Origin of the sequence: Staphylococcus ureilyticus (genome assembly GCF_002902235.1) — a bacterium.
Lineage (GTDB): Bacteria > Bacillota > Bacilli > Staphylococcales > Staphylococcaceae > Staphylococcus > Staphylococcus ureilyticus.
Genome location: NZ_PPRL01000035.1, coordinates 1 through 18,472 on the forward strand (window position 1 = coordinate 1; position 18,472 = coordinate 18,472).

18 protein-coding genes are annotated in these 18,472 nt (G+C 31.3%); 8 read left to right on the plus strand and 10 right to left on the minus strand.

Going from position 1 to position 18,472, the window contains the following annotated elements; translation table 11 throughout:
* The first annotated feature begins 57 nt into the window (after positions 1-57).
* The 6 genes from CD150_RS03995 (at position 58) to agrA (ending at position 5,202) form a co-directional block, all read left to right on the plus strand.
* Complete coding sequence (locus tag CD150_RS03995; RefSeq protein ID WP_046208001.1) at positions 58-687, plus strand: nitroreductase family protein; 630 nt, start codon at positions 58-60, stop codon at positions 685-687.
* Positions 688-915: 228 nt separating this feature from the next.
* A complete protein-coding gene (locus tag CD150_RS04000) occupies positions 916-1,701 on the plus strand; it encodes a carbon-nitrogen family hydrolase (RefSeq protein WP_073345982.1) in 786 nt (261 codons plus the stop codon).
* A 736-nt stretch (positions 1,702-2,437) separates the two neighbouring features.
* A complete protein-coding gene (locus CD150_RS04005) occupies positions 2,438-3,007 on the plus strand; it encodes an accessory gene regulator AgrB (protein ID WP_073345987.1) in 570 nt (189 codons plus the stop codon).
* Positions 3,008-3,009: 2 nt separating this feature from the next.
* On the plus strand, positions 3,010-3,147 hold the full coding sequence (gene agrD, locus CD150_RS04010; protein ID WP_073345993.1) for a cyclic lactone autoinducer peptide AgrD: 138 nt from the start codon (positions 3,010-3,012) through the stop codon (positions 3,145-3,147).
* Positions 3,148-3,177: 30 nt separating this feature from the next.
* Positions 3,178-4,473, plus strand: a complete 1,296-nt coding sequence (agrC, locus tag CD150_RS04015; RefSeq protein WP_064209763.1) for a quorum-sensing sensor histidine kinase AgrC — start codon at positions 3,178-3,180, stop codon at positions 4,471-4,473.
* A 12-nt stretch (positions 4,474-4,485) separates the two neighbouring features.
* Positions 4,486-5,202 carry a quorum-sensing response regulator AgrA gene (gene agrA, locus CD150_RS04020; RefSeq protein WP_046208006.1) on the plus strand — a complete coding sequence of 239 codons (717 nt, stop codon included), beginning with the start codon at positions 4,486-4,488 and terminating at the stop codon, positions 5,200-5,202.
* 168 nt (positions 5,203-5,370) lie between these two features.
* Here agrA and CD150_RS04025 read toward each other — a convergent pair whose 3' ends face one another.
* The 5 genes from CD150_RS04025 to CD150_RS04045 all read right to left on the minus strand — a co-directional run bounded on the left by CD150_RS04025 (position 5,371) and on the right by CD150_RS04045 (position 10,795).
* Entirely contained in the window at positions 5,371-6,336 is a 966-nt protein-coding gene (locus CD150_RS04025) for a carbohydrate kinase family protein (protein WP_103161359.1), read from the minus strand.
* Positions 6,337-7,818, minus strand: coding sequence for a sucrose-6-phosphate hydrolase (locus CD150_RS04030; protein WP_073346001.1), 1,482 nt, complete (start codon positions 7,816-7,818; stop codon positions 6,337-6,339).
* Positions 7,819-8,631: 813 nt separating this feature from the next.
* The gene (locus tag CD150_RS04035; protein WP_019469551.1) at positions 8,632-8,856 is read right to left on the minus strand and encodes a sulfurtransferase TusA family protein; all 225 of its coding nucleotides are present in this window, start codon (positions 8,854-8,856) and stop codon (positions 8,632-8,634) included.
* A gap of 26 nt (positions 8,857-8,882) precedes the next feature.
* Positions 8,883-9,968 (minus strand): YeeE/YedE family protein, encoded by a 1,086-nt coding sequence (locus CD150_RS04040; RefSeq protein ID WP_103161360.1) that lies wholly within the window; start codon positions 9,966-9,968, stop codon positions 8,883-8,885.
* A 185-nt stretch (positions 9,969-10,153) separates the two neighbouring features.
* The gene (locus CD150_RS04045; RefSeq protein ID WP_046206525.1) at positions 10,154-10,795 is read right to left on the minus strand and encodes a redox-sensing transcriptional repressor Rex; all 642 of its coding nucleotides are present in this window, start codon (positions 10,793-10,795) and stop codon (positions 10,154-10,156) included.
* Between the two features lie 147 nt (positions 10,796-10,942).
* Here CD150_RS04045 and CD150_RS04050 point away from each other — a divergent pair, with 147 nt between their 5' ends.
* Positions 10,943-12,871, plus strand: coding sequence for an ABC transporter ATP-binding protein (locus CD150_RS04050; RefSeq protein WP_103161361.1), 1,929 nt, complete (start codon positions 10,943-10,945; stop codon positions 12,869-12,871).
* A gap of 345 nt (positions 12,872-13,216) precedes the next feature.
* Positions 13,217-14,818 (plus strand): MutS-related protein, encoded by a 1,602-nt coding sequence (locus CD150_RS04055; protein ID WP_103161362.1) that lies wholly within the window; start codon positions 13,217-13,219, stop codon positions 14,816-14,818.
* Between the two features lie 102 nt (positions 14,819-14,920).
* Here CD150_RS04055 and CD150_RS04060 read toward each other — a convergent pair whose 3' ends face one another.
* The 5 genes from CD150_RS04060 to tsaE form a co-directional block, all read right to left on the minus strand.
* Positions 14,921-15,343 (minus strand): VOC family protein, encoded by a 423-nt coding sequence (locus tag CD150_RS04060; RefSeq protein WP_073346014.1) that lies wholly within the window; start codon positions 15,341-15,343, stop codon positions 14,921-14,923.
* 327 nt (positions 15,344-15,670) lie between these two features.
* Positions 15,671-16,699 (minus strand): tRNA (adenosine(37)-N6)-threonylcarbamoyltransferase complex transferase subunit TsaD, encoded by a 1,029-nt coding sequence (gene tsaD, locus CD150_RS04065; protein WP_070658270.1) that lies wholly within the window; start codon positions 16,697-16,699, stop codon positions 15,671-15,673.
* A complete protein-coding gene (gene rimI, locus CD150_RS04070) occupies positions 16,692-17,117 on the minus strand; it encodes a ribosomal protein S18-alanine N-acetyltransferase (protein ID WP_397610387.1) in 426 nt (141 codons plus the stop codon). Before rimI ends, tsaD begins: the two co-directional genes overlap by 8 nt.
* Before the next feature lie 11 nt (positions 17,118-17,128).
* A complete protein-coding gene (tsaB, locus tag CD150_RS04075) occupies positions 17,129-17,791 on the minus strand; it encodes a tRNA (adenosine(37)-N6)-threonylcarbamoyltransferase complex dimerization subunit type 1 TsaB (protein WP_064209998.1) in 663 nt (220 codons plus the stop codon).
* Positions 17,772-18,233 (minus strand): tRNA (adenosine(37)-N6)-threonylcarbamoyltransferase complex ATPase subunit type 1 TsaE, encoded by a 462-nt coding sequence (gene tsaE, locus CD150_RS04080; protein WP_070039252.1) that lies wholly within the window; start codon positions 18,231-18,233, stop codon positions 17,772-17,774. The genes tsaB and tsaE overlap by 20 nt, the downstream gene beginning before the upstream one ends.
* Positions 18,234-18,472 lie beyond the last annotated feature (239 nt).

The window sequence follows — 18,472 nt, forward strand, 5'->3', positions numbered from 1 at the left end:
CTCAGGTATAATTATTATACTAGATATATATTTTGAATTAATAAAGGAGCTACTATAATGGGAATTTTCTCTAAAAAATCAAAAGATTTAGATGCATTTCAAAATGCAATCGAAACAAGACGTACAATTTATAGTTTAGATAAAGAAATTTCAATTTCTGATAAAGAAGTTGAAAATATAATTGAACATGCAGTTAAACATGTACCATCTTCATTTAACTCTCAATCTACACGTATTGTTTTATTATTAAATGATAACCATGATAAATTTTGGGAAATTACAAAAGAAGCACTGAAAAATACAATGGGACCTGATCGTGATTTCCAACCGACTGCTGATAAAATTGATAATTTTAAACATTCATATGGAACAATTTTATATTTTGAAGACGAAGAAGTCATCGAAGGCTTACAAAATCAAATGCCTAATTACGCAGAAAATTTTGCAATTTGGTCTAATCAGACAAACGCAATGCATCAATTCGCTATTTGGACAGCACTAAGCACTGAAGGTATTGGGGCTTCATTACAGCATTATAACCCACTTGTAGATGTAGCTGTTTCTGAAGCTTTTGATATTCCAAAAACATGGAAACTGATGGCACAAATGCCTTTCGGTAATATTCGTGAAGCAGCTAATGAAAAAGAATTTAATGATATAAGCAAACGATTCCTTATAAAAAAATAAAAGATTAAATATATGGAATGACATGTTATTATACATTCACCATCAAAAACGTGGACAAAAATGCATTCCTTTTCTATCAATGTTAGTATGATTGCCAAAATATGAGGCTTAGACTTCTGTGTCTTCGCCTCTTTTTTCATATCTAGATATAATACAATTTATCATATTTTGAATTTTCTAAATATATTTAGTATATTTAGTCTAATACTAATTTAAGGGGTGAAATTGATGAATATAGAAATCTTTCAACTTAAAATTGAACCAGCAAATGTTTCTTTTAATGAAGCAACCATTAAAAATTGGTTCTCTAATTATGTGACGACTGACACAGATGTTGTTGTATTGCCAGAAATGTGGAACAACGGATATGCCTTACCCCAATTGAACAAACTAGCAGATCAACAATTATCACGAAGTTTTGAGTTCATTTCAAAATTAGCTATTCAGTATCAAGTAGATATTGTAGCAGGCTCTGTATCTAATATCATGAAAGAAAGTGTATATAACACTGCCTTTGCAGTATCTAAGCAAGGCTATTTAATCAATAGTTACGATAAGGTACATCTTGTACCAATGTTAGATGAACCACTCTTTATGAGTCCAGGCAATGCTGTTCCTGAACCATTTACACTTTCTAACGGAGTAAAAATTGCTCAAATTATTTGTTATGACTTGCGTTTCCCTGAGATACTACGTTATCCAGCACGTAAAGGTGCAGAAATCGCATTTTATGTAGCACAGTGGCCAAGTGTTAGATTAGACCATTGGATAGCATTATTAAAAGCACGTGCGATAGAAAATGATATGTTTGTCGTCGGTTGTAATACCTGTGGTGACGATGGTAAAACTGAGTATGCTGGTAACTCAATAATTATTAATCCAAATGGTGAAATTATAGATCAACTCAATGATAAAGAAGGAAGATTAAATTGTTCGTTAAATTTAGATGAGGTTTCTAAACAACGTGAAGCAATACCCGTATTTAAAAATTTGAGACCTCATCTTTATAAATAAACATAAAAAACCGTGAGCTTGGGAGGGACTCACGGTTTTTTGTAACTTATTATTAAGGGAATGTTTTATACAGTTATTTCTCTATCTATTTTTGGGGATGTTATTAATTATGAAAAAAATTAGTGAATTTACCGATTAAAATGATAAATTGAATGATGTTTCCGATAGCTTACATGTTTAAATTTTAAATTGTCTCTGTTATAGACAATGTTAAAATAGATTTGCTTTGAGACTGGGAAAGGTCTACAAATACAAATTTAAGGGATTTGCTTAACGTATTAAGCGAGTTGTGTACTAATTTAGTACTATTTTACGAAACCACTAGCTATTACTGAAAAGGTTCTTGTCACAACATCAGCCTCCTCTTATCCGTATTCAAAGAAATGAAACCAACAACTAAACTTGTAACTCCAATAACTATACGAAGATACAGTCACAATTTAGTAAAGTCAATTAGACTCCTGCTCAAAAGCCTAATTAACAACATCATTTAAACGGTTAAGTCTAAATAATTTTATCACTTCTTTGTGATACAAGTATATTAAACCATGAATTTTTGAAATTGCGTTTAATAATTCCTAACTCGTTATATTTCATACTTATTTGTTAAGAATTATATGTTAAAATTAAAAAGATAAGAAATACAAACAGTTAGGAATACAAAACATACACTTAAGCAATGAGACGCCTAAAATATAATTAAAATTGTATAATACGGGTGAGGAGAGAATAGCCAATGGTAAAATTAATTGACAATAAAATAGATAGACTTGCTAAACAACTTCAAATACGAAACAATCTAGATAATATAGAGTATTTGAAAATGCGTTTAGGCATGCAAGTTGTAGTAAGTAACTTTTTTAAAGCTATTGTAATTTATGGCATTTCAATCCTTTTCAACCTATTTTTATACACACTGACTGTACACTTATCATTTTTTTTAATCAGACATTTTGCACATGGTGCACATGCTAGAAGTTCTCTATTATGTTATTTAGAAAGTCTTTTTTACTTTGTTTTACTTCCTTGGATAGTCGGGTATATGAAAGTACCGTCTGAAATAATGTATACCTTGTCTTTAATAGGTTTAGTTTTAATCATAATTTTCTCGCCATCTGCAACTAAAAAGCAACCTATTCCACAACGACTTAGAAAAGGAAAAAAAATCAAAGCTATCGCCGTAACATTATTATTATTAATTATTTCTGTATTTTTAGATGAACCATACCAACAACTAATGTTGCTTGGTATTACCATCATTGCAATTTTACAAATTCCAATATTTTTCCCTAAGGAGGATTATTAATTATGAATATTTTCGAATCAATTTTAACTGTTTTTGCTAAGTTCTTTGCTTTTATTGGTACTATTTCAAGTGTTAAACCTTGTACAGGTTTTGCTGATGAACCTGAGATTCCTAAAGAGTTAACAGATTTATATAAATAAAATAATAGTTACTTAGAAAGTGTGTATAATATGGCGGTTTTAATCTTAGTAGTTATATTAATAATACAAGCAATTATTTTACTTTATAATATGAAGCTTATAAGCGGGATTAGTTATACTGTGAAGGATTATATTTCTATTATTGGAATTATAATCCTTTCTGCTATCTTATTTCTTACAATTGAATCACAAGCTGTTCTATTTCTATTCTTTGCAAGTTTAGTATTTATGTATTATAAAAACAAATTTCTTGGTATTGTTACCGCAATGATTTGTTTTTTTATTTTGTACATGGCAAATTTCACAAGTTTGTGGTTAAGTAGTCTAATTGTAGACATAATAGTTATTAAATATAACTTTTCAATATTTTATGCTATCACATATATTATATTTTCATTAATTTACGCATACATAGCAAAATTTTTTATAAAACGACTCTCTTTTTCAGATTTATCTTTGAATAAATTATATTTAATATTAGTTAGTTTATTTCTACTTATTATCTTAGGCTTGATATATTTTTACTTACCAAACCAAAATGTTTCATTTGGTGATGCTAAATTTATTTCAATCATGTATGCTGTGGTTATCATTACTACGGCTATTTTAATCATTACTATTTCCTTCAGCATTATACGTCAAATCCAATATAAACGTAATATTAAAGAAATAGAAAATTATTATAAATATACGTTACAAATTGAAAAGATTAATAATGAGATGCGTAAGTTTCGACATGATTATGTTAATATCCTTTCAACATTATCTGATTATATTCGAGAAAATGATATGGAAGGTTTACGCAAGTATTTCAATGAAGAAATCATACCTATGCAAGATAATATGCAAATGAAAACACTTAAAATTAATGGTATTGAAAATTTAAAAGTCCGTGAAATTAAAGGTTTAATCACAACTAAAATATTACAAGCTCAAGAAAAAAATATAAGATTAAGTATTGAAGTTCCAGAGCCAATTGAAAAAATTGATATGCCTATTATCAATTTGAGTAGAATTATTGGTATTTTATTAGACAATGCTATAGAAGCTTCAGAAAAAATAGAGGATGATCCTCTAATTCGCATTGCTTTTATCAAAAATGAAGACGATTCAGTTATGTTTATCATCATGAACAAATGTAAGCCTGATATGCCTAGAGTACATACTTTATTCCAAGAAAATTATTCAACAAAAGGAAAAAATCGTGGTTTAGGATTATCTAACTTAAAAGAAATAACCGATGCAACTTCCAATGTTTTATTAGATACAACTATAGACAATAACTACTTTATTCAAAAAGTAGAAATATTAAATTCTAATTCATAAGGATGTGTAAATATGAAAATATTCATTTGTGAAGATGATGTAAGACAACGTGAAAATATAGTTTCTATTATCAATAATTACATCATGATAGAAGAAAAACCAATGGAAATTGAAGTAGCTACGTCAGATCCTTATGAGGTATTGGAACGTGCAAAGGAACTTAAAGATATTGGTTGTTATTTTCTTGATATACAATTAGAGGCCGATATTAACGGTATTAAATTAGCAAGTGAGATTAGAAAATATGATCCTGTGAGCAATATCATATTTGTCACAAGTCATAGTGAGCTCACTTATTTAACCTTTGTATATAAAGTTGCTGCTATGGATTTCATCTTCAAAGATGATCCTGACGAATTAAAATCCAGAGTGATTGATTGCCTCGAAACATCAGAAACTCGATTGAAATTACTTTCAAAAGAAAGCACGGTTGAAACAATCGAACTTAAACGCGGCAGCAATTCTATTTATGTACAATATGATGATGTCATGTTCTTTGAATCATCTTCGAATTCGCATCGTTTGATTGCTCACTTGGACAATAGGCAAATTGAATTTTATGGTAATTTAAAAGAAATTGATAATTTAGACGAGCGTTTTTTCAGATGTCATAATAGTTTTGTTGTCAATAGACACAATATTGAATCCATTGATTCTAAGTCACGTATTGTTTATTTCAAAAATAATGAACACTGCTATGCTTCTGTACGTAATGTTAAAAAAATTTAATACATAAACTAAAAGGCTGAGACTACAAAAATGTCTCAGCCTTTTAACACCACTCTTCAATTTAATGTGTGAAGCTTATATATGCGTTCAGCTTAAATCGATCTTCAGCACCATTCAACCTTAATCACCTTAACTTGAGAGAATTATTGCAGTCCTTCCCTTTTCTTTTTAATAATCAAGTAACGCTTGAACTTCATCTAAAGTAGGTATACTCTCAATAGCGCCATATTTTGTAGTAACTTTTGCAGCAACGATGTTACTAAATTGAAGCATAGTTCCACCTTCTCGTTTTAATGCTTCTATCGGATTGATAATATCAGATGCTGCTAATCTATTAATTAATGCACCTATAAAAGCATCACCGGCACCAGTCGTATCTATTGCTTTCACTTTATAACCACCATGACTAATCACGGTACCATCTTTGAAATGAATTTCAGCACCTTCTTTACCCTTAGTGTATATAACAGCTTCTACACTACCTTGGAATAACCAAGCGATTGCTTCTTTTTCATCTTTTTTCCCAGTGACGAATGACAATTCTTCATCTGAAATTTTAAGTATATGTGCTGATGGCAAGAATTCACGAATTGCATTTTTACATTCCGCTTCACTTGGCCATAATGGCAAGCGTACGTTAGGATCAAATATAATCGTACCATTTGCTGATTTCACTTTATTTATTAACGATTTATGCGCTTGTTTCATTGGACTATCTACGAGATCAACAGAACAAAAATGTAACATATCACTTTCTGTTACAGTTATTGCATCTATATTGCTAGGTTGATATAACATATCTGCTGATGGTTTACGATAAAATGAAAAATCTCGTTCTCCTTCTTTGGTTAAACTTACAAATGCTAAAGCTGTGTTCGCTTCATCTGTTCGTCGGATATAGTTTGTAGACACACCAATATTACTTATTGTTTCTACAATTAAATCACCAAAAGCATCGTTTCCTAACTGAGTAAACATAGCTGCTTGACCACCTAATTTTGTGGTTGTACAAGCAACGTTACAAGGTGCGCCGCCAACTTGTCTTGTAAACCCTTCTACGTCTTTTAATTTTGAATCTTTTTGATTAGGAATAAAATCGATAAGTGCTTCGCCGATTGCAAGTAAACGTTTCATTTATTGTCCACCCTTTATATCATATTTTGTGAAATTGAGAAAGGCTTGCCCAGATTCAGTAGAAGCTTTAAATCCTATCGCATCATCATCTGTAAAAATTCTTGAAGTCATTACACGCTCACCATCATTACAAAATAATTCAATGCTAGATGTATCAACGAACATTTGTAATTGTGATAAAGGTGTATCCAAATAAGTGCTACGTGTTTTACCTTCTACTGGTTCTGGTAATGCGCCACTTTCACTACGATCTAATGTAATTTTTTTATTTTTTGTATTATAAGCGATGCGCAAAGATTGTGATTTTGAGGCTCTTATTTCAAAATATATTTCAGTAGCTTCGTTTTCCAAGATATCAATAATCAATTCAAATTGTTTACCTTCATATGGTTTTAAGAATCGCGTAAATTTATTAGCGTAACCTAATGCTGTTTCTTTATTCGTTCTTAATTGTTGAAGTGCTTTAATAGGACGTTGTTTTAAATTGCCTTGTTCAATTGTCAAAATACGCGGAATTGTTAAACAATGCGCCCAACCATCTGAATCTGTAGGATAGGTCACTTCTGGTAAACCCATCCAACCAATGAGTATTCTGTCGCCAAATTCATCTGTAAAAGTTTGAGGCGCATAAAAATCAAAACCATAATCTAATTCATGAAAATCACCATGATCCATAACAAGATGATCTATGTCGTATTGCCCCATAATATAACCAGATTGGTAAATATTCCTAAATTTTTCACCTTCTGGTTCAATACCTTGTGGACAAAATAACAGTAAATCGAAGCCATCTAAATTAAAATAATCTGGGCATTCCCACATAAAACCAAACGCCTCAAGCTTTGTTTTTATTTCTCCTTGAAATGTCCAGTTCACAATGTCTGTTGATTGGTATTGAAGTATTCTTCCATATCCATCTTCATTTTGTGCAGCAATGACTGCATAGTAAATTCCATCTTTAACGAACACTTTAGGATCTCTAAAATGTTGTGTATATCCTGACGGCGGTGCTGCTATTACTGCTTTTGGAAATTTTTGAACCTCGCCATTATCGAGTACTTTAGCTATATGTTGTGTCGATTTTCTATTCCAATTTTCATCTCTATGATTTCCTGTATACATATAATACAAGTTATTGTGATATGTAAATGCGCTGCCGCTATAAACTCCATGACTGTCATCTTTTGTATCTGGTTTTAGTGAAATCCCTTGATCTTCAAAATTTATTAAATCTTTACTTTTATATGTATACCAATATTTCAAACCATGGACTGCTCCTAATGGAAACCACTGGTGTGAGATGTAGTACTCTCCTTTATAATAAATTAGACCGTTAGGATCATTTAAGAGTCCTGTTTTCGGCTGTATATGAAATAATTGTCTATATTTAGATTGATTCACACGCTCAGTTAATTCATCCATTACTTCTTGATCAATATCTTCGTAACGCTGATAACGTTCATCTCTTGTCCATTCACTCACTTTATTTCCTCCTATTATTAACTACTACTTTCCGGATATTGTCCATCGCAATTCAACTCAGCATAACATTTATGCATCATTTGTTTTTATTACATTTCTATTTAATTAGATTTGTCTTTTTATCGATTCAAAGCGCTATGGCTCCTCTTCTTCAATATCATTATACCTTGTATGATGTTTAATCAATATATGATTCCTATGACTAAGACCACATCAGATCAACAATGCTTAACATAAGGTCTGTTTCATCAACATTCATCCCTATAAAAAGTTTCTAACTAAATATTTATATTAGTATAGCTTTATTAAATGCTTTAATTTAACTTATCGCATATTATTTTGACATCATAAATATTCATATAGACTGTAATTGAAAAAATATTCTATCATCTGACAGACAATTCGCTTTGATATGTAAATCATTTTTACTATCTCTTCCAATCAATCTACTTGGCACTGTAAACATCCTCTATTTTATCATATTGTAATCCCTTTAAATACTATTAAAAATCAAAGTCAACTTGCTTTATAAACACTTTTAACAATTGACAACTTTATGAATAACACTTTCAAAAAATCATCAATATACTTTGTTAGTTTTAAGAAAATTTATAAATAGTTCAACTCGGACTAACCTCGTTTAACCTTACAACGCGTGTAACTAAATGAGAAATTTTTATAGAACTAAATAAAGTCCGAAACATAAAATATGTCTCGGACTTTTTTTCTGTAGTCAGCCTTTAACGAAGTGAAATCACTTCATATAGCATTGTGTTTTATCTTATTCAGATATCCAAATTTAGTTTTATATCACTAAGCTTTCTGAACAGTGATTGTCCAAGAAGCATCATCAAGTTGTTCATAATTAGTAACTGGGTAACCTTCTTCAGCTGCCCAATTTGGAATTGCTTCAGTTGCTTGGGTACAATCAAAATCAATTTTTAATTCGTCCCCGTTCTCTAAAGTAGTCATTTTCTTCTGTGCTTCAATCAAAGGAAAAGGACAAACCATACCTACTGTACCTAATTCATATACCATAATGAAATCCTCCTAAAAAATAAAATTTACGTCGTCTGTGTTTGTGTAGAAACTTTTTGCGTTGTAGATTTTTGAGCTTTTTTCATTGGTTTGATAAATATGAAGTAACTCATAAACCAAGCACCTAATATCATTGATGCAAGCGCGATCCAACCTTTCCAAGACATTGTAGCTGTTTCAACTAAACCATTTCCGATAGAGCAACCGCCTGCTACTGATGCACCAAATCCCATACATACGCCACCAATAACACTATTGCGGATTGTTTTTTTATCTGGTAATCTCCATTTAAATTCTCTAGCACCTTTTGCTGCAATATAAGAACCAGCAAAGATACCTAAAACAAGAAAGACACCCCAATCTAATAGTTGGACATCACCAGTTACAAAGAATTGAACAATATTTGCAGACGGTGTTGTAATGCCTAAACCGTACATTCTACCAGTAGATTCACTCACTGGCCAAGCCAATAATGCAATGAGTCCAACTGCAATAGCTGCAACAAATGGATGGTATTTTTTTTCAAATAAATAATAGCGAATTCCTGTAAATTTTTGTTTTAACTTTGGTACGGCAAATTTGGGTTTTGGTTTGCGTAGTGTTTTTACAACAAATATGAGCGTTATCATTGTTAATAAAGTGACCCAAATCCATGTCGGAATACCTGTAGTTTGAGCCATACTTGTATTTACATTAGTAGGTTTATTGATACCGTCCATTAAAGGTAATAATAAACCAAATTTAGTAGCAGCTGATGTAAATGCATATGCAATAAGTGCTATCCAACTACCAATTAATCCTTCTCCTGCTCTATACCATGTGCCAGTTGCACAACCGCCTGCTAATATAATGCCAATACCAAAAATAAATGAGCCAATAACCGTACCTATGATTGGATATGTGGATTCTGGTATTTGCACTAACCCTGTTGAAGTTAAAACGAGTAGTCCGATACTTTGAACGGATATTGCTATTAATAAGGCATAAAACATTTTATTACTTTTTTGGATATATATATCCCTAAATCCACCAGCAAGACAAAACCGTGTACGTTGCATGACAAACCCCAAAAGTCCGCCTACGATTAAGCCACTGATTACTAACCACGTCATAACATTACCTCTTTTCCGATGAAATCAATATGAATTATCATATTAGATTTACAGTGAAATTTCAACCTTTCTGTTTTAAGTCTTATGAAAAGAAGTGCTATGAAAACTTGCTAGTAAAAAAACTTTGCATAGACAACTAAACATCAAAAATGTTTGCATCTATACAAAGTTAATATTAAAAATTATTATTTATTACTGTAATTTTTCATAAAGAAAAGTAAAGATTGTAGTTCAATCCCTAAATCAATATGATGAACTTGAACATCTGATGGCGTATAAACACGTGTTGGTGTAAAATTTAAAATCCCTTTAATGCCAGCTCCAACTAATGTATCTGCAACTTGTTGTGCTGCATTTTCAGGCGTTGTTAATATCACGACATCAATTTGCTCTTGCTTTAAGACATCGGTGATTTTCGAAAATGGGCTTACAACCACATTGCCTATTTGTGTTCCTATCACATCATCTCGTATATCGAACGCCTCTGTAATAGTCATTTCATCATGAATAGAAAAATTATATGTTAGTAATGCTTTACCTAGGTTCCCTACACCTACGATGGCTATTTTAATTTCATCATTTTCACTTATTTCATTTTTAAAAAAATGTAACAAGCTATCAATATTATAACCATACCCTTTTTTGCCTAATTCACCAAAATAAGAAAAATCACGACGAATTGTTGCAGAATCAATGTTCAAACCTTCACTAATTGTTTTAGAATTAACTCTGTCTATCCCTTTAGATTTCAAAGTATTGACGAATCTATAATATAACGGTAACCGTTTTAACGTGGCACGAGGAATCTTTTCGCTTTGGTTAGCCAAGATCTTGTCCTCCTATACTATAATGTCTAATTAATCTTATAATTACTACAACATTATACATTAATACATTATAAAGATAAACACTGGTAGTTTTAACAACACGCAGAATACGGTAGAATGATAATGAATAGAGAGGTGCAAAATCGGATGATATTATTACAATTAAATGACATTACTAAATCATTCGACGGAGAAGATATTTTTAACAATGTAGATTTTGAAGTGAAAACTGGTGAACGCATTGGTATCGTAGGACGTAACGGTGCTGGTAAATCTACATTAATGAAAATTATTGCTGGCGTCGAAGGTTATGATAGTGGTCATGTTTCAAAAAGTAAAAATTTAAAACTTGGTTATTTAACACAACAAATGACACTCAACACAAACCAAACTGTGATTGAAGAAATGTCTAAACCTTTTGAAAATATGAAAAAGCTTGAAGTTGAAATGAAAAAAGAAACAGATTGGTTAGCACAACATGCTAATGCATATGATACAGACGAATATAAAAATCATATCGATCGTTATGAATATTTATCCAATGAATTCGAACAACAGGATGGATATCAATATGAAAGTAAAATAAAAACCGTGCTCCATGGACTGAATTTTACTGAAGCGGATTTCAATCGCCCTATTAATGATTTTAGTGGTGGTCAAAAAACTAGGCTTTCATTAGCCCAAATGTTATTAAGTGAACCTGATTTATTATTACTTGATGAACCTACTAACCATTTGGATATGGAAACAACACAATGGTTAGAAAGTTATTTAAACTATTTTAAAGGTGCTATTGTTATCATTAGCCATGACAGATATTTTTTAGATAAAATAGTCAATCAAATCTATGATGTAGCCCTTGGCGATGTGCAACATTATATAGGTAATTATAAAAAATTTATTGAAAAAAGAGATAAGTATTATGAAAAACGCATGCAAGAATATGAACGTCAACAAGATGAGATTAAACGCTTAGAAACTTTTGTTGAGAAAAATATAGCAAGGGCTTCAACTACTGGTATGGCAAAAAGCCGTAGAAAAATGCTTGAAAAAATGGAAAGAATCAATAAACCAATGGTTGATGCCAAAAGTGCTAATATCCAATTTGACTTTGATAGAAATACAGGAAATGATGTTTTCCATATTAAAGATTTAGATATTGGATATGAGCAGCCAGTTACTAAAGGTATCAATATTGAAGTGACTAAAGGAGACCATATCGCCATTATTGGGCCTAACGGTATCGGAAAATCAACTTTAATCAAAACAATTGCAGGTATTCAACCGAAATTGAACGGAGAAATCACTACTGGTGCAAATTTAAAAATCGGTTACTATGACCAAAAACAAGCTGAATTCAAATCTAGTAAAACAATACTAGATTATCTGTGGGACCAATACCCTTCAATGAATGAAAAAGATATTCGCGCAGTACTCGGCCGATTTTTATTTGTACAAGAAGATGTTAAAAAAATCATTAATGACCTTTCTGGCGGTGAAAAAGCTAGATTGCAATTAGCTTTATTAATGCTTGAGCGTAACAATGTACTTATCTTAGATGAACCTACAAATCATCTCGATATAGATTCAAAAGAAATGTTAGAGCAAGCATTGGATCATTTTGAAGGTACGATTTTATTTGTTTCTCACGATCGTTATTTTATCAATCAACTTGCAAACAAAGTTTATGATTTGGACATTCATGGTGGCACTATGTATTTAGGCAATTATCAATATTTTATTGAGAAGAAAGAAGAAAATGAAGCAATTCAAGCTAAAAAGGAAAATGAAACTTCACATCAAACAAAACCAATAGAATCACAAAATGATCATTATACCGATCAAAAACTTCAAAAACGTGAACAACGCCAAATTGAAAGACAAATTGATGAATGCGAAACTAAAATAGATAACTTTGAAACTAAAATCAATGAAATCAATGAAATGCTAACTCTACCAGATATATACAGTGATCCAGAGGAAGCAAAGCGTTTAGCTAACGAGAAAGAAAATAACGAACAAGCATTAGAACAAGTTATGTCAAAATGGGCAGAATTACAAGAAAAGTTAATTTAAAGCATATTTGAACTAAAAGTACGAAAATGAAAAATTCATTTTTCGTACTTTTTTTTTAACTTTTTACACATTAACTATTCACAACTTTAACCCTATCATCAAAGCTATCCACAGAGTTATCCTAGTTATACACAGGTAAAATGTTACTTTTTCGCCAATGAATATTCAGAAAACAATGTATGTCCACACATTTGCCCACGACTTATCAACAAGTTATACACTAATTGTTGATAAGTACGCACGTTCTCTATTGACATCTACAAATATTTAACTTAAATAGCGGTTTGTATATCAATTTATTTCATGACATAATAAAGCATATTAATCTAGTATGAGGTGAAACTTATGTATCCTATTCTTTGGTTCCTAATCGCTTTAATAATTGGAACAACTCTTTTATTTATTATCACAACAATCATTGCCAATAAAAAGTTAATACATGATATCAAACCTTTATGGTCCTTAAGAAAGCCTTTAGAATCTTTTGTACGACCAAATCACAGGTATAGTTATCAATTCGATACATATAAACACCAGTTTGATGAAACAAATCTGATAGATGATAAAACTTACGCAGACTTGAATTTAAAAGCCCTTTTCAACAGCATGAACTTTAATTTTACTGCTATTGGTGAGATGCGTTTATATGCAACTTTAAGGAAAATGTTTACCATTCATAATCAGATGTTAATTCAAAAATTTAAAAATGACGAACTTTTTCGACTAAAGATATCGACCCACCTTGCTAAAATCGGTAAAGCGATTTATCCAACGTTCCCTGATCAACTAACTACAGTGAAACGCAATCATCTGTATATGTTGACTACATATTTACCGTTAGTCTTTTTACTGTTTGCATTTTTAAAACCTGAAATCGGTATTCTTTTAACTATACTTGTTGCTATATTTAATATGATTTTAAGTGGCGTACTCAAAAGGACATTCGATCAAGACTTAAATTCATTATTTTATACATCAAATGTTATTAAAAAGGCTTATGCAATTCACAAAATAGATGGTGCCCCTACCATTGATGTTGACTTTAGTCATTTTAAAGTTGCTCGTAGGCTAAGTGGTCTATTGGGAAGAGTAAATACAGCAGAAGATTCTATGGTATTTGCATTCTTATTAAAAGCCATATTTATGTTGGACTACCATATCTTCCATTTAATACAACATAGCTTTAAAAAATATGAAGCTGAAGTTATGGCGTGTTATGAATATATAGGAAGTATAGACAATCACTATGCAATAGCATTGTGGAGAGAAACATTAACACAATATGCATTGCCTCAAGCAAGTAATGAGGATTCAGTAGAATTTGAAGCACTTACACACCCACTGCTTGTCGATGCTATTTCTAATGATTTAGTAATTAATAGTCATATATTATTAACTGGTTCGAACGCGTCAGGCAAGTCAACATTTATGAAAGCAATCGCCTTAAATCTTTTACTAGCTCAAACGATAAATACAGTTACAGCAAAGTACTTTAAATATAAACCTGGCTTAATTTTCACCTCCATGGTGAACCAAGATGATATCTTGTCTGGCGATAGTTATTTTATGACAGAAATCAAATCTATTAAACGATTGTTTGATTTAAAAACAGAGGATAAAATTTATTGCTTCATTGATGAAATATTTAAAGGGACTAATACAACAGAACGAATTGCCGCTTCTGAATCCGTGTTAAATTATTTAGGCAATAGCCAAAATTACGAAATCATAGCTGCGACCCATGATATTGAATTAGCTACATTATTAGAATATCAGTACAAAAACTTTCACTTTAACGAAACCATTTATGAAAATGAGATTGCTTTTGATTTTAAAATTAAACCTGGCAAAGCAGATACAAGAAATGCAATTGAATTATTAAGAATCTTAAAATTTCCTAATCAAGTATATACACGTGCTAAAACATCCTTCAATCAATTCCTTTAAGACTTAGACCAAATCATTTAACTACAAATGCGCTAATAAATACAGAAAAGGAACAATGAAGCGAATATAAACTTCATTGTTCCTTTATTTGCTTTAACTATTTTATTCAGCATTAATCATCCAAGTAATACCGAAAGGATCATTAAACATGCCATATAATTCTGACCACTCCGTTTTACCTAACGGCATTGCCTCTTCACAACCAGCTGCTATTGCATTGTTAAAGAAATCGATGGCTAGTTGTTTATCCGCTTCATTACTGTGATCAAATGTAAATGTTACAATTGCACCACTATTATCGATTTTTTTATTTTTCCATGTGTCACTACAATAAAATGTTTCACCTAAAACTTTAAATGAAGCATTCATTGTAAAGTTTTTTTCTACTTGGAATTCTTCTGGCATATCTTCAAACATTTCATGGTCACCACCAATACGTTGAATATCTGTGGCACCTAAATTTTTTTCATAAAAGTCTAATGCTGCTAAACTATTTTCAAAATTAAAATACTGAACTGATTTCATTGATAAGCCGCCTCCTGATAATGTAATTCTAAATTTACATTATTCTATATAGTATGACTATACATTAAAATATATACCCCTTTTTTAATATTTAAACATTTGAACTTAATAATATTTATAATGTACATACTTTTTATTTAACGAAATACATAGCATTAAACTTTTAAAAAAGAAGTAGAAACATCAAACATTGATTTAATATTCCTACTTCCTAATTTCATATATAATTAATCTAAGCTGTATCCATTTTTATAGAGATAATATCATATTAAGTTAATATTACACTAAATGAAGTGATGACATTTTTAAATGTTCATCCTATCAAGTTTAATTGTTTATTGAAAATTGCTCTATATCCATATCATTAAATCCATTTAATGACATGTCACCAACAAATCCAGCTTGATATAAATAATGTGCTGCAGCACCAATCATAGCAGCATTATCTGTACAAAGTTTTGGGCTCGGTATTCGCAAATTAATCTCATGTTGCTTACAGGATTTATCAAGCGCTGCTCTTAAACCTTTATTACTGGCGACACCACCCGCAATAATTAACTGTTTCACATCATATGCCTCACAAGCTGACACTGCTTTGCCAACTAAAACTTCGACAACACTATTTTGAAAACTCGTTGCTACATCTTCAGGTTTTATTTCAGCTCCTTTTTGTCGTAAATTATGCAATTTATTTATGACTGCACTTTTTAATCCACTAAAACTAAAATCGTAACTATTAGCCTCTAACCAAACTCTCGGGAAATTATAGCTATCTTGACCTTTTGCAGCTAATCGATCAACTTGTGGCCCACCTGGATAGCCTAAACCAATCGTTCTCGCCACTTTATCATAGGCTTCGCCAACAGCATCATCTCTAGTTTCTCCTATGACTTCAAAATTCAAATGATCTTTCATGTATACTAGTTCAGTATGCCCACCTGACACGATTAATGCTATTAAAGGAAATTGTAATGGTTGTTCTAAATGATTCGCATAAATATGTCCTGCAATATGATGTACAGGTATCAATGGTTTATCGTAAGCAAAAGCTAACGCCTTAGCTGCATTAATGCCTACTAACAATGCACCTATGAGTCCAGGACCCTGAGTTACCGCTACTGCATCTATATCTTCCATGGATACATTTGCTTCATATAATGCTTGATCAATTGTCGTTGTAATACCTTCCACGTGGTGCCGACTAGCGACCTCAGGTACCACACCTCCAAATCGCTTGTGACTTTCAATTTGACTCAATACAATATTACTTAAAATTTCTGTGCCTTGCTTAATAATGCTTACACTTGTTTCGTCACAACTTGACTCAACTGCTAAAATCAATGTTTGATTACTCATTTAAATTCACCCACATCACTATTGCATCCTCACCTTCACCATAATAGTTCTTACGTTTGCCTCCGAATTGGAATCCCAAATTTGTATACACATGTTGTGCCACCACATTATCTATACGAACCTCTAAACTCATAATTTCACATTTGGTTTGTACATAATTCATCGCGTATTTTAATAATAATTGTCCTAATCCATAGCCTCTATATGATTCATCTATCGCAACTGTTGTAATCTGCGCTTGATCTATCACTATCCAAATGCCAATATAACCAATAATCACATTATTAAACTCAATTATAAAATAATGTGCAAACTCATTCTGTTCTATTTCATGATAAAAAGCATCGATTGTCCAACTACTGTCGTTAAAACTATTTCTTTCAATATCAAATACTTGAGGTACATCCTTCATAGTCATCAAGCGTATATTTAGTTCTTTTTCTGTTGGTTTAACCAATTTCTTTCGGCCTCTGACAATTTAATATAATTGGGTTTAAATTGATGTATATCTTCAGTAGTTTCAACTAAATGCTTCATATATTTTGCTTTTGGTATATTAGGTATGCAATCACTATCTAATAAATCTTTTACTTTTTCAGTGTCTATGCCAACAAATACATATGGTTTTCCCATTCTATGTAATAAGTTGAGAAGTTCTTGTATTGGTAAATATTGATCTTCTTCTACTTGGAGCAATTGATTTCCATTATATCGATAAACTCCACTGTATACTGCTTCTCTACGTGCATCAAATATCGGCACCAAAAGTCGTTCATCGTCTTGAACAGTTGCAGCTAACGCTTTTAGCGAAGAAACACCATATAGTTCAGCATTCAATGCATAGGCCAAAGTTTTAGCAACCGTTACGCCAATTCTAAGTCCAGTATAAGAGCCAGGTCCTTGCGCGACAATAATCGCATTTATTTCTTCTTTTGCAATTCCACTCTCATGAAACAACTGTTGAATCGCCGGCATTAACTGAGTAGAATGATTTTGCTTCACGTTAGTATTGATTTCACCTAGTACTACATTATTTTGCATAACTGCAACAGACAACGGTTGATTAGATGTATCAATCAACAGATAAATCATGTTCAACGGCCTCCTTTAACGTTTTGTAATGTTGACCTACTGCTTTCATTTCTATATTTCTTGTCGTTTCATTTATGGTTTTAATATCTATAGTTAGGTGATTATTTGGTAAAAATGATTCGATAAATTCACTCCACTCAATCAATGTGACAGCTTGATCTTCAAAATATTCATCAAATCCCAAATCTTCTTCACTATCTTCTAATCTATAGCAATCCATATGATGTAACTTAAATGCGTTTCCTTGATAAGATTTAATGATGTTAAACGTTGGAGAATTTATATTGCGTTTTACGCCCATAGCTTTACCAATAAATTGCGTTAATGTTGTCTTACCAGCACCTAAATCACCATTTAATAAAATAATATCCCCTGCAGATAAATGTTTCGCTAACAATTTTGCAAAATGTTCCATACTTTCTAAATCATTTATTTTAATCATATGTCTCTCCTTTTTAACGACACTTCCAAATCAATTGGATTAGTGTCGCATATGCTTGTGCATCGCTCAAGTATTTCTATTTACTTCCAAATCAATAATGATGGATAAAAAATGTTTTAAATTCACTAACATTAAAAGTGACTACTTTCTTATTGATTTTTATCAGCACTAAATGATCATCTATTACTTTAATACTTTATTATCATTAAATTAACTACTATAGCTGTCTCTTATACACA